The organism is Legionella beliardensis (assembly GCF_900452395.1).
Lineage (GTDB): Bacteria > Pseudomonadota > Gammaproteobacteria > Legionellales > Legionellaceae > Legionella_C > Legionella_C beliardensis.
Map to the genome: position 1 here is coordinate 812,495 of NZ_UGNV01000001.1, position 12,526 is coordinate 825,020.

A 12,526-nucleotide genomic window follows, 5' to 3' on the forward strand; every position below is an offset into this window, starting at 1 on the left:
TTAGCATATAAGGTATTGCTATGGCAAAAGCACATCGTGCAAAAGGTTTGCTGATAATTGGCGTAATTATTAAAAGCCTAGTAATTGAGTTTACTGCCTATATACCTATTCTTTTTGCAGCACAAGGCCCTGATAAAACAGCAAAAGCGCCTTCTGTTCCGGCCGTTGTTATTAAAGCTCAACTGGGTAAATATTACGAGCTTAAAAAATTAGACGCAAAAGAGGCTAAAAAGCTGCTTGAAATTATTTTGCAAGAAGATCCGCAAAATATACAGGCAAATAAAGAAATGGGCTACGTTCTTTTGGAAGAGAATAAACTCAACGAGGCTAAAAATTATTTCAACAAAGTTTTAAAGATTAATCCAGACGATAAAGTTATTGTAAGCCAGATTAGATATATTGATGCGCGCATACACGCAAGTATCATAACCGCTACAATAAATGCAGCTGCTAATAAAAGCCCTACAAATGCTATCACCGTAACCGCGCAAAATCCTATGGATAAATATTTTGAATTAAAGAAAAGTCGCCCAGAGGAAGCCTTTAAATTATTAAAAGAAATTTTGCGAGATAATCCCAATAACGAGATGGCTAATGCAGAAATGGGATATCAATTACTCAATCAAAAGCGTACCGAATTGGCGTTAGATTATTTCAAACTTGTTTTAAAAATTAATCCAAAAAATAACGTAATTCGAGAGCAAATTAAGAGCATGCAAACCACCGAACAAGGTACAGCAACTGGTGCGGTGCAACAGGCTAAATCCATGCCGCAATTGCCAGAAGACGAGCGATTATTAAATGAGTACTATAATTTACGTAAAACCAATCCTAAACGAGCCTTGCAGCTTCTATATAAATTGGTTTTCCGCTATCCACATAAAGTAGTCGCCCAGCGCGAACTTGCTTATTTATTATTAAAAGAGAAAAAATTAGAACTCGCTCTTTACCGCTTCTATATTATAGAAAGGCTATTACCTAAGGATTATGAGATTAAAATGCAAATTGGTTATATACTGGATAATTTAGGTAGAAAGCCACAAGCTTATAAATACTTTTCTAGTGCAACCTATACCTCTGATCCTGAATTAAAATTAAAAGCTAATCGTGCCATGACTAGCTTATCGGGGCTACAAACCAAAATTATTTCTAAACCTTGGTTCGCTGACGTTTATTATGCGCCAATTTACCTTTCGCGCTTTAATTTAGGTATTTTTCCGAGCCAAGTACGATTAGGTCGAACCTTTGGCGAGCGTAGTCAAGGTGAGGTTTATGCAATTAATCGTACGACCTGGGATAGTAAATCAGGTCAGCGCGATCAAAATCAGCTGCCACAAATCTTTGAGGATAATGTTTCGATAACCGCGTTAGGTATACGTTATTCACCTTTTCAGAAGCTGCCAAATTTAAGGTTATATATTGAAGGCGGTAGAGCTTACGATCTAATTGCACGAGAGCCTAATCCTAATCGCCGTTATCGAAATGATTTAAGGGGCGGTTTACTTTACGGCGCTATTTGGGGCGCTCCTCATGATTATGTCAATACCTGGACATTTCCTTTTAAGGAAGTTGGCAACGCTTATTTAGATATATCTTATTTTTCTAGGTACGATGATAACATCATTGGTTACGGTAGTATTCGAGAGGGATTGCGAGTTTTAGAGTTTCTCACTGCTGAGCTTAATATCTATTTAAGAGGAAGGGGGGGACTTGATAAAAACAAAGAGTTTTATAATAACTTTGTTGAATATGGTCCTGGTATCGAGTTTATTCCCAATAATCGTTATAACTTGTCTTTTCGTTTTGAATATTTAAACGGTTATTATATAAAAGTTAATAGCCCTTCTCCTAATCCTTATGGGCCACGCTATCATAATAAGTTAACAACGGCTGAATTATACATTTATTTTTGAGTGGAGCGATGGAATTACATTTAATCATGTGGTGGCTACTGATGGCAGTAGCAATTTTAATACTTCTATCCTCATTAGATGAATTCTATTTTGATGTTGTTTTTTTTATAAACTCGATATGGAAAAAAATTAAGCAGTTAAGATATCATTATCAGCCTTTAACCCTGGAGCAACTGGATGCAGTTCCTGAGAAAAAAATAGCTATTATGGTGGCTTGCTGGAGTGAGCATTTAGTCATTGAAGACATGTTAAAACATAATATTCCAGCGATTCATTATACCAATTATGACTTCTTTATTGGTGTTTACCCAAATGATCCTCTAACCATTGAAGCTGTAGAGCGAGCAAAAGAGCTTTTTAGTAATGTTATTCCTGTCGTCACAAAACTACCAGGGCCAACTACAAAAGCAGATAACCTTAATAATATTTACCATTTTATTCTTAAGCGTGAGAAAGAAAATAACATTCAGTATGAAATATTTTTGTTTCATGATGCTGAAGATGTTATTCATCCGCTATCACTAAAATTATATAATTATTTAATACCTCGCAAAGATATGGTGCAAATTCCTGTGTTTCCTTTAGAGGTAAGCCACAGTTTTGCTACGCACTGGACTTACAATGATGAATTTGCTGAAAATCATACTAGGACAATGATTGCACGTGAAGTCATAGGAGGTTTAGTTACCTCAGCCGGAGTAGGTACAGGTTTTGCAAGAACTGCGATTGAGCTTCTAAGCAGAGAAAGTAAGGGCTCTCCTTTTAATGTGTCTTCTTTTACAGAAGATTACAGTGTGTCATTACGGATACGCGTATTAAAGCTTAAATCTATTTTTCTTGTACAAAAAATTATTCGTACCCAAACTAGGAAAAGATGGTGGTTTTTTGGTAAATTAGTGCCGAAACCCGTAGCAGAGATGGTTGCTACACGCGCTTTATTCCCCACACGTTATCGCGCTGCAATTCGGCAGCGGGCTCGCTGGGTTATGGGGATTACCTTTCAAGAATGGTATAATACCGGCTGGCCAGGAAATTTAGCAACACGCTATACCCTTTTTCATGATCGCAAAGCGGTTGTTACCCATTTAATTAACTTTATAGCCTATATATTATTTACATACTGGTTAATTTATTTTCTTGTTGATGCAAGGCCTACTTTTACAACCCTCATCAAGACTTATCCCTTCAGTAAGGTAATTATTCTAGCTTGTACATTAATGATGCTTTTTCGTTTATATCAACGAGCGGCAGCGACTTATCGAATTTATGGTTTATTAGCTGCTTTTTTAAGCATACCGCGTTCGATTTATGGTAATTTAATTAATTTTCACGCGCTACTGAGAGCGTACCGAGCATTTTTTTTTACACCTAAAAAAGACAGTAAGTGGGATAAAACTAAAAATACTTTCCCAGGAAAATCAGCTTTAAAAAAATATAAGAAAAAATTAGGTGATTTATTGCTTGAAAATAAAGTAATTACCTCAGACCAACTGCATGAGGCATTAAAAGAGCAACATGCAACTCAAGAGCGATTGGGAAGAATCCTTATTAAGAACTATGGTATAAACCCGGATAAAATAATTCAATTTTTAGCAAATCAATATAATTTAGAGATTGCAGATCCAGAAAAATTCCCTGTACTAAAAAAGGAGCAATTAGAACATGTTTCTCTCGAGCATTATAATTGGTTGATAAGCAATCAGATTTTTCCCATAGCTTATGCTAATAATATTATAACTTTAGCACTCACCGATCCTGCAAATGAGGACAATAGAAGAGAGGCTATAAACCGTTTAAAACCCTGTAATGTAAAATTTGTTTTGATGTCTAATGCTGTTTAAATATTAATTTTAAGGCACCTAGATTATGAAAATCTTTATTGTATTTGGTACTAGACCAGAAGCTATTAAGATGATTCCTGTTATTAAAGAACTAAAAAAAAGAAATTTTGCCCAAATAGAGATATGTATAACGTCGCAGCATACATTTATGTTACAACAAGTTTTATCGCTTTTTGATATTCAGTGTGATTATGATTTAAATATCATGAAATATGATCAAACGATCACAGAAACATTAACATCCGCTTTATCCGGTTTAAATGAGCTATTTCAGAAGCATAAACCAAATAGAGTCTTAGTTCATGGTGACACAACAACGACATTTGCAGGCGCGCTAGCTGCTTTTTATAATCATATCCCTGTCGGCCATGTTGAAGCAGGCATACGAAGCCACAATATTTATTCGCCTTGGCCTGAAGAAATCAATAGAAAACTAGCAGGTACTATTGCCGATTTACATTTTGCGCCTACCTTCCATACAGCAAAAAATTTATTATTAGAAGGGGTCAAGGAAAGTCATATCTATATTACTGGCAATACGGTGGTTGATATCTTATTAGAAACCAAGAAAATAATCGCTAAACGTAGGATGAAAAAACAATTAGATGAGAAATTTTCCTACCTCGATCCACGTAAAAAATTATTATTAATTACGGTGCATAGGCGCGAAATTTTTGGTAAATCTTTTGCAGCAATTTGCAAAGCATTGGCAGCAATAGCAAAATTCAACGATGTACAGTTGATTTTTCCAGTTCATTTAAATCCCCATGTTCAAGCGCCCGTTAAAAAATATTTATCTAATATTAAAAATATTTTTTTAATTGAGCCACAGGATTATTTCTCAATGCTTTATTTAATGCAGCGTTGTTACGTGGTATTAACAGACTCAGGAGGCATCCAAGAAGAAGCGCCTGCCTTTAATAAACCTTTAATTGTAATGCGCGAAATAACAGAAAGAGTGGAAGGCTTGTCAGCAGGTGTTGCCAAATTAGTAGGTGTAAGAAAAGAAGGTATTGTGAAAGCAACTCAAGAGATTTTAGAAGATAGAAAAATTTATGAGGCAATGGCGCGCGTAAGTAATCCCTATGGCGATGGCAAAGCAGCGCAAAGAATTGCTGATGTTATTGTTAACAGTCATAATATGGGTTTTTTAAATCAATTTTAAAAAACGTGTTTAATATAACTAATAGGAATAATATGCCATTAGCTTTAAAAGTATTCTCTTTTATGATTTTTTTTGTGAGTGCTTCTTTAAGTGCTACTACTATCAATGCTAGCGATAACTTGCATTTAGATTGGCTAGATACAAAGGTTGCTCCGGGTGAGAATTTTTACCGCTATGCAAACGGTACTTGGCAAAAGAATAATCCTATACCACCTGATTACTCAAGTTGGAGTACGTTTAATAGTTTGCAACAACAAATCCAGGATAAAATTCATGACATGCTAATTAAAGCGGCTGCTAATAAGCAGGCCGTTTCTGGAAGCATTGAGCAGAAAATTGGTGATTTTTATTACAGTGGTATGGATGAAGATGCAATTAATAAATTAGGCGTGACACCACTGCAATCTTTTTTAGATCGTATTAATAGTATTCAAAGCTATGCTGATTTACAAACCGTGATAACCGAATTACAGCTAATCGGGGTCGATGCCTTGTTTGGTTTTGGCAGCATGACAGATTATAAAAATAGCAAGCGTATGATTGGGGTTGCTATGCAAGGCGGATTAGGCTTACCTGACAGGGATTATTATCTTAGCGATGATCCTAAGTTTAAAGCAATTCGTGATACTTATCTTAAACATATTACTCGTGTATTTGAGTTAGCAGGTGATAATCAAGCAACTGCCAAGCATGAAGCATCTGTCGTTATGGTAATAGAAACAGCTTTGGCAAAGGTTTCTATGTCGCAGGTTAAACAACGCGATATAAAAGCCACATTTAACATCATGGATCGCAAGCAGTTAGAACAACTCACCCCTAATTTCTCTTGGCCAACTTATTTCGCTGCTATTGGTCTGGCTCATATCAAATCAATTAATGTCGGCATGCCTGATTTCTTTAAAGAAATGAGTAAAATGTTACAGGTTACCAGCCTCGAAGACTGGAAAATATATTTACGCTGGCACCTTTATGATGCATTTGCGTCTTATTTAGCAAAACCGTGGGTTGATGAAAATTTTAATATGGTTACTGCTTTATCAGGCGCACAGCAGCTGTTGCCACGCTGGAAAAGGGTTGTTAATACGGAAAATAGCCTGCTAGGTTTTGCAATTGGTAAATTGTATGTAGAAAAGTATTTTTCTCAAAAAGAAAAACAGACAGTGTTAGCTATTTTACATAATATTCGTCAAGCATTGCAGCTCGATTTAAAAACCCTTAGTTGGATGACGCCAGCCACGAGACAAGCTGCTCTAAAAAAACTTGCCTTAATGGAAGAGCGGGTTGGCTACCCAGATAAATGGCGTGATTATTCTAAGTTAAAAATTGATAGAGGCCCTTATGTATTAAATATTATCCGCGCTAATCAATTTTTAATTAAGCGCGATTTAAATAAAATTGATAAACCAGTAGATAGGGATGAATGGGGCATGACGCCACAAACAATTAATGCCTACTATGATCCTTCTATGAATAATATCAATATTCCTGCAGGCATCTTACAACCACCGTTTTTTGATCCTAATGCACCAGAGGCAGTTAATTATGGTTCCATTGGCTTTGTTATTGGACATGAAATAACCCATGGTTTTGATGATCAGGGTGCTCAATTTGATGGTCATGGTAATTTAGAAAATTGGTGGGCTAAAGAGGATTGGGCACGGTTTCATCAGGCAACGGAATGTATTGTCAAACAATATTCAGGCTATAAAGTAGATGGTTTGGCCATACAAGGAAATCTCGTAGTAGGCGAGGCAACTGCGGATTTAGGTGGGGTGTTATTAGCCTATCTTGCTTTTCATCATTCGCAAGCGTATAAGCAGGCTAAAACAATTGACGGCTTTACCCCCGATCAGCAGTTCTTTCTAGGCGTTGCCCACGTTTGGGCAAGTAACATAAGGCCAGAGCAATTACGCAATGCCATAACGCTTGATCCACACCCGCCAGCAGCTTATCGGGTCAATGGTACGCTAGCCAATATTCCACAATTTGCAGCAGCATTTGGTATTAAGAAACCGAGCCCCATGATTAATGATGAGCGCTGCGTTATTTGGTAATCACCTTGTTGTGTGGATACAATAAGTGATCAAAACGACCTTGTAGCCTGGGTGAAACGCAGTGAAACCCGGGTTCCGGCCCTTTGGGCCTGCGCCTGAGCTACATTTTAATTTATCTACGCAACAATAACCATTAGTAATTGCCTGTCGATTAGTTAGATTAAACACTAAATCATGTTTAATCTAAGGTAATCAAAAATAGGAAAAATCGTTATTACGAGCCTCATCGGCGAAGGTTTAAAAGGGCAGCTAACAAATTGGTTAAATTGGCCTTAAAGCAAATGAACGTTTTTAGTACTAATTAAAGTTATTTTACGATAAACTATGCTTTTTTTATTAACAGCTTAATTGTTGTAAATGAAAATTCACTTAAAATATTATTATAATATAGTTGATTAGAATAATTTTTAATTAGGTAAAAAATGAGCTATACGATTTCAACATTCTATAAATTCACCCCTCTCCCCGCTTATGAAACGATGAAAGAACCGTTACTCATGGCTATGAAGGACAAGGATATTCGGGGCACAATTATTTTAGCTGCCGAAGGGGTCAATGGTACATTTTGTGGCAGTGTTGAGGCAGTCGATTATTTAGAAAATTATTTAAGAAGTTATGCTAATTTAAGCGATTTATCGTTTCGTAGAACCTTTGATGATTTAAATCCTTTTGATAAAGCGAAAGTAAAATTACGTAAAGAAATTGTGACGCTAGGGGCACCTGAAGTGAACCCGGTAGAGCTTACAGGTACTCATTTAAACCCTGACGAATGGAATGAATTATTAGCTGATCCTAATGTGGTTGTTATTGACACTAGAAATGACTATGAGGTAAAGCTAGGTACGTTTAAGGGTGCAATAAACCCTGAGACTGAAAACTTTAGAGATTTCCCTGACTATGTTGCCAAACATTTAATCGACAAAAAAGATAAAAAAATTGCCATGTGTTGCACTGGTGGTATTCGTTGTGAAAAATCAACGTCGTATTTAAAAAAACTAGGTTTTGAACAGGTTTACCAATTACAAGGCGGTATTTTAAATTATCTTGAAACTGTTCCTGTTGAAAAATCGAAATGGGAAGGGCATTGCTTTGTATTTGATGAACGCGTTGCGCTTGATCATGGCTTAAAGAGCTTAGCGAAGGGGTCAATTGATTCAGAGTGGAAAAATAAAAATAGAAAGAAAGCCTAAAGCTTGGCGGAAAGCGTTGATCACCCAAAAATCTTTAAAACTTAATTTAACTTAAAGATCTTTATTAAGAAATAGCATTAATTAAAGAAAGTGCAGATTCCTTTATTAACGTATCTATGATATGACCAAACTTGTTGAAAAGGGTTTGTTTATTGTTAATTTAATTAGTTCGTGCTAGTATTTTTTCTGATGAAGACATCTATTATCAAGCTAATTAAATGCTTTCTTGTCTGCGGCTTAGCGCTACTTTTGTGTAAGCCCATGTTGTTCTATATGAGCAATCAAGGCTCTGCCACGACGCAATACACGCAAGCAACCGAATGCCCGACTCGGGCTGCAATTAATGCTGTCTGCCAATCATCAACTTATTATACAGCGATAGAAAATGAATTAGGTTTTATGCCTTATCTATTCGTTGGGCTTGGGTTATTATTTTTTACACTAACTAAGTTCTCTTCATGTGCTCCTATTGAACGGCCTTTTAAGCCACCAATTTAAATCCTCTAGTTTAAAAAATTTTCTTTTTCCTAATCATAAGGTTTAGGCTGCTTTGTTTTTGGCAGCGGCTTAAGGCTTAATTATTTGATTAGGGATTGTTAATGGTAGGTATGCTTATGGCTGCCTAACTAATTGATGAGGATTCTATGAAAACGATTAGATATTTATTAAGCTTCATTGGGCTTATGTGTATTGCTCAATCTACGTGGGCTTTAGGTTTTAGTTCGTCAAACCCTGAAACCTTAATGCATTTTATTCAGAATAATAATCCATTGGTTTACCTAAGTGCCTTTTTTGGACTTGGTTTATTACTTGCATTCACACCTTGTGTTTTACCTATGGTGCCTATCTTATCAGGCATTATCGTTGGCCAGCGTTCTCTTTCATCGGCAAGAGCTTGGCGATTGTCTTTAGCTTATGTAATTGGTATGGCTGTAACGTACGCAGTAGCGGGTATGTTAGCGGCCTATTTAGGTAATACCTTACAAACACTGATGCAACGCCCTCTAATTATTGGCGCTTTTAGTGGTTTATTTGTCGTGATGGCTTTGACCATGCTAGGGCTGTTTGAATTAAGAGTACCTGCCTTTCTTAATGGACGATTAACCCCTGTAAATCAAAATAATCGCAGTTTTCTCTCGGTTGCTTTGATGGGTGTGATGTCAACCTTGATTGTTTCTCCTTGTGTCACAGCACCTTTAATTGGTGTCTTAACTTACATTGGGCAAAATGGGCAGGTACTAAAGGGTGGGTTAATTCTCTTTATTATGGCGCTAGGTATGGGCATGCCTTTACTGTTAGTCGGGGCTGGGTATGGCTCTTTTTTGCCTAAAACGGGTCCTTGGATGGTTAAAATAAAACAGTTTTTTGGCATTTTGATGTTAGGGATTGCCATATGGATGTTATCTAGAGTCGTCCCTGAGCCGATCGTTAATGTCTTATGGGCTTTACTGCTTGTTTTGGCTAGTTTTTATTTAGGCCTTTTTCAAACTAAATCATCACTAGGGGAGCGAGCGATGCAAGCGTTAGGCCTGCTTGCATTAATAGGAAGTGGGGCGATGCTGTATGAGTCTCAATCTACTTTTCTGAAATCACCTACCATTGTAGAGGCTACGCAAGCTCCATTTATCAAAGTGGACACGTTACAAGCCATTGAAGAGCATTTAACGCGGGCAAAACAAGAAAATAAGCCAGTGTTTCTTGAATTTTATGCAACTTGGTGTAGTGACTGTCAAGGCATGGAAACTAAGGTATTTAATCAGCCCGAGGTGATTAAAGCTATGTCTGGTTTAGTGAATATAAAAGTCAATATAAGCACTGATACGCCGGAAGCACGTAAAATTAAAAAGAGGTTTGCCATTTATGGTTTACCTGAAATGATCTTTTTTGATGCTAAAGGTAAAGAGCAAAGCCAATTAACGGCCGCTGGCTATTTAGATAAATCACAGCTGCTCGCTTTATTACATAGGGCTGTATAAATTACGCCATTGCGAGCCGGCATTGTTGCGTGGATAAACTAAAAACGTAGCCTGGGTGAAACAAAGTGAAACCCGGGTTTCGGCCCTACGGGCCTGCACCCAGGCTACATTTACTACGCTACATAGTCAGCTTTGCTTTAAAGCCGCCATTTGATTTTAATCCCCATTTGCTCCTCTTTGCGAAGCAATCCAAAACGATGCTTTATTATAAATCGTAGGTGGATTGCTTCACTTTGTTCGCAATGACATCAATTTTTATGCTTTGCACTAAAGAAAAATTTAACGCTTGCTAGAGGTCTACTATTTAAGCTGTTGCAAATAAAACAATAGTTTTTTAAGATGCTCGACTATAAATTATTAATTATTACTCCTAGTTGAATTGAATTCTATAATAGATAATCTAAAAGCGTTTAATGTTTATATTAATGGAGGAAGCTCGCGCGCTTTAAAGAAAGAATTAAAGTATTACAATAATAATCTTGATGAATTAAAAATTAATTTCCATAAAACTATTATTGCTCATGATGAAGACGTACTAGAGCAAGTTCAGGCTCTATTAACTAATTTAAATATTCCTAAAGCCCAATGGCCGCGTTATATCAAGCAAAAAAATATCTACCAGTTTTTAGAAAAATTAAATAGACGCGGATTTATACAAATTGTATATATTTTGCAGTTAATTGATGAGAAAACGCAATTTAGTCGTATAAAGCTTGCGGGTCTTAGCTTTGGTGCCTTATCTCTTGGTGTTGGTTCACTCTTTATACCCGAGCTAAAAGGCTTAAGAATTGCCTTGCAATCCTTTATTTTATCAGTATTTAGCCTGCCTGTTTTAAGCTTAATTTCTAAAACAATTTCAACGGCTTATTATTTATATACTAATCATTCTGATAAGAAAAAAACATCTGCAAGCCGCTGGCAAGATAATGCTTTTATTTTAGCAGGCTTTGCCGTAAATGTGATTGGATACCTTATTTGGATTATTCTGGCAGGTTCCGTAACACCTCTTATGGCGGCGCTCTTTTTGTTTGCTTCTTTTTTAAATGTAGCTAAAGAAATTATTTCGCTAGGGCAATATGCCATCAAATATAAAAATAGAGAGCCCATTCCTACCACCGATAACTTAAATATTTACCGTACTTACGTGCGCAATGAGTATAATTATTTTAGACAGCGTAATGCAGTGTTTATTGAGCTGGTAGCCGCAGTATTATTAGTTGGTGTAATGGCCATTGGCTCGTTTGTACCTGGTGGGGCTGTAGTTACCATTTGTACGCTTTTAGCAATAGCAGCCATTGCTTTAGTGAAAAAATTTTTGCTAGCTAGAAATGAGAAAATAATTAGGGAGCGTTTGCAATCGCAATTAGAACATGTCAAGGAAGTTGAGGATAAATTAAAAGCAGCGCCCCAATTAAATAAACAACCAGCCGATGACTTAGATTTAGATACTTATATTGTGCCTGAGAATGAATCAGAGCCTAAGCCAGGCCGTTCATCCGCCGTCTCTACAACGAATTATTTACTGGTAAAAAAAGTAAGGTTTCTGCTGTGGCGAAGTCCAAAGCCAGACTGTGTTGCAATACCTCTGCAGGTGTTAAGCCCGCCTACACCGCGTAGTTAATTAGTTAAAGTCGTTTGTTTCAATTTGATATAAACGCTATGAAAGCGTTTATATCACTAAATGAATGTTATTTCGTAACATGTGAAACTTTAAAGGCCAGGATTTTTGCGATGTACTTCTTGATCATCTACATCTAAATTATCTTGAGGTTTTGGAGCGTCTTTTTTAGGCTCTTCTTTAGCCTGTTGTAATTGTTCTTTTTTTAATATAGTATTGAGTCGCGCTAAGCCTTGCTGGAGCTTGTCATTTGCTGGCTGGTTCTTGTCATTAGCGGACTTTTCTAAATCTTCTTCTACTTGCTTTTTAATGTCTGCAAGATTTGCGCCTTCATACATTTTGCCTGAGCCACAAGAAAACACATAATAACCTGAGGGTTTTCTATTTTGATCAACTTCACACACTAAGAATTCTTTAGGAGGTTGGCCTTCTGCTTGTTGCTTAAAAAAGTCTTTTGCTTCGTCGCGCGAGTTAAAAACTAAGGTGCCATCTGGTTCAACCTTATCCTTGCCATGTTGTTTTGTGAAAGCCTCAACGATTTCTGCCCAATGTTTATTGTCAGATTTACTGGCAAACCTTGCTTTTTCTTGCGCATCTTCATCTTCATCTTCATCTTCATCTGACCCAAATAAATTGGTTGGCTCTGGAGTAGAATCCTCATTCATTTTTTGAAATCTTTCCCGCTCTAAGCGCTCCTCTTCCTCTCTTTTTTGCTGTGCTAAGTCCTCTTGCTCTTTTTTCTTCTTAATTTCAGTCTTAGTATCCATAG

The 12,526-nt window shown here is 36.7% G+C and carries 9 protein-coding genes; 8 read left to right on the plus strand and 1 reads right to left on the minus strand.

Annotated elements, in window-relative coordinates; genetic code table 11:
* The first annotated feature begins 20 nt into the window (after positions 1 to 20).
* The 8 genes from DYE47_RS03665 to DYE47_RS03700 all read left to right on the plus strand — a co-directional run bounded on the left by DYE47_RS03665 (position 21) and on the right by DYE47_RS03700 (position 11,760).
* Complete coding sequence (locus DYE47_RS03665; protein WP_115301968.1) at positions 21 to 1,913, plus strand: tetratricopeptide repeat protein; 1,893 nt, start codon at positions 21 to 23, stop codon at positions 1,911 to 1,913.
* Between the two features lie 8 nt (positions 1,914 to 1,921).
* The gene (locus DYE47_RS03670; protein WP_115301969.1) at positions 1,922 to 3,754 is read left to right on the plus strand and encodes a glycosyltransferase; all 1,833 of its coding nucleotides are present in this window, start codon (positions 1,922 to 1,924) and stop codon (positions 3,752 to 3,754) included.
* A gap of 25 nt (positions 3,755 to 3,779) precedes the next feature.
* The gene (gene wecB / locus DYE47_RS03675; protein ID WP_115301970.1) at positions 3,780 to 4,919 is read left to right on the plus strand and encodes a non-hydrolyzing UDP-N-acetylglucosamine 2-epimerase; all 1,140 of its coding nucleotides are present in this window, start codon (positions 3,780 to 3,782) and stop codon (positions 4,917 to 4,919) included.
* A 32-nt stretch (positions 4,920 to 4,951) separates the two neighbouring features.
* Positions 4,952 to 6,973: a M13 family metallopeptidase gene (locus DYE47_RS03680; protein WP_115301971.1), complete on the plus strand. Its 2,022-nt coding sequence runs from the start codon at positions 4,952 to 4,954 to the stop codon at positions 6,971 to 6,973.
* Positions 6,974 to 7,395: 422 nt separating this feature from the next.
* Positions 7,396 to 8,163 carry an oxygen-dependent tRNA uridine(34) hydroxylase TrhO gene (gene trhO, locus DYE47_RS03685; RefSeq protein WP_115301972.1) on the plus strand — a complete coding sequence of 256 codons (768 nt, stop codon included), beginning with the start codon at positions 7,396 to 7,398 and terminating at the stop codon, positions 8,161 to 8,163.
* A 189-nt stretch (positions 8,164 to 8,352) separates the two neighbouring features.
* Positions 8,353 to 8,661, plus strand: coding sequence for a lpg1681 family protein (locus tag DYE47_RS03690; RefSeq protein ID WP_131750068.1), 309 nt, complete (start codon positions 8,353 to 8,355; stop codon positions 8,659 to 8,661).
* A 146-nt stretch (positions 8,662 to 8,807) separates the two neighbouring features.
* Entirely contained in the window at positions 8,808 to 10,139 is a 1,332-nt protein-coding gene (dsbD, locus tag DYE47_RS03695) for a protein-disulfide reductase DsbD (RefSeq protein ID WP_115301974.1), read from the plus strand.
* Between the two features lie 379 nt (positions 10,140 to 10,518).
* Positions 10,519 to 11,760, plus strand: a complete 1,242-nt coding sequence (locus DYE47_RS03700; RefSeq protein ID WP_115301975.1) for a hypothetical protein — start codon at positions 10,519 to 10,521, stop codon at positions 11,758 to 11,760.
* An 89-nt stretch (positions 11,761 to 11,849) separates the two neighbouring features.
* On the opposite strand, the gene DYE47_RS03705 is transcribed toward DYE47_RS03700, so the two are convergent.
* Entirely contained in the window at positions 11,850 to 12,524 is a 675-nt protein-coding gene (locus DYE47_RS03705; protein WP_115301976.1) for a hypothetical protein, read from the minus strand.
* Positions 12,525 to 12,526: the final 2 nt, after the last annotated feature.

Coding starts and splice junctions, on each gene's coding strand:
- DYE47_RS03665 (WP_115301968.1), top strand. CDS start 21: ATGGCAAAAGCACATCGTGCAAAAGGTTTGCTGATAATTGGCGTAATT.
- DYE47_RS03670 (WP_115301969.1), top strand. CDS start 1,922: ATGGAATTACATTTAATCATGTGGTGGCTACTGATGGCAGTAGCAATT.
- wecB (WP_115301970.1), top strand. CDS start 3,780: ATGAAAATCTTTATTGTATTTGGTACTAGACCAGAAGCTATTAAGATG.
- DYE47_RS03680 (WP_115301971.1), top strand. CDS start 4,952: ATGCCATTAGCTTTAAAAGTATTCTCTTTTATGATTTTTTTTGTGAGT.
- trhO (WP_115301972.1), top strand. CDS start 7,396: ATGAGCTATACGATTTCAACATTCTATAAATTCACCCCTCTCCCCGCT.
- DYE47_RS03690 (WP_131750068.1), top strand. CDS start 8,353: ATGAAGACATCTATTATCAAGCTAATTAAATGCTTTCTTGTCTGCGGC.
- dsbD (WP_115301974.1), top strand. CDS start 8,808: ATGAAAACGATTAGATATTTATTAAGCTTCATTGGGCTTATGTGTATT.
- DYE47_RS03705 (WP_115301976.1), bottom strand. CDS start 12,524: ATGGATACTAAGACTGAAATTAAGAAGAAAAAAGAGCAAGAGGACTTA.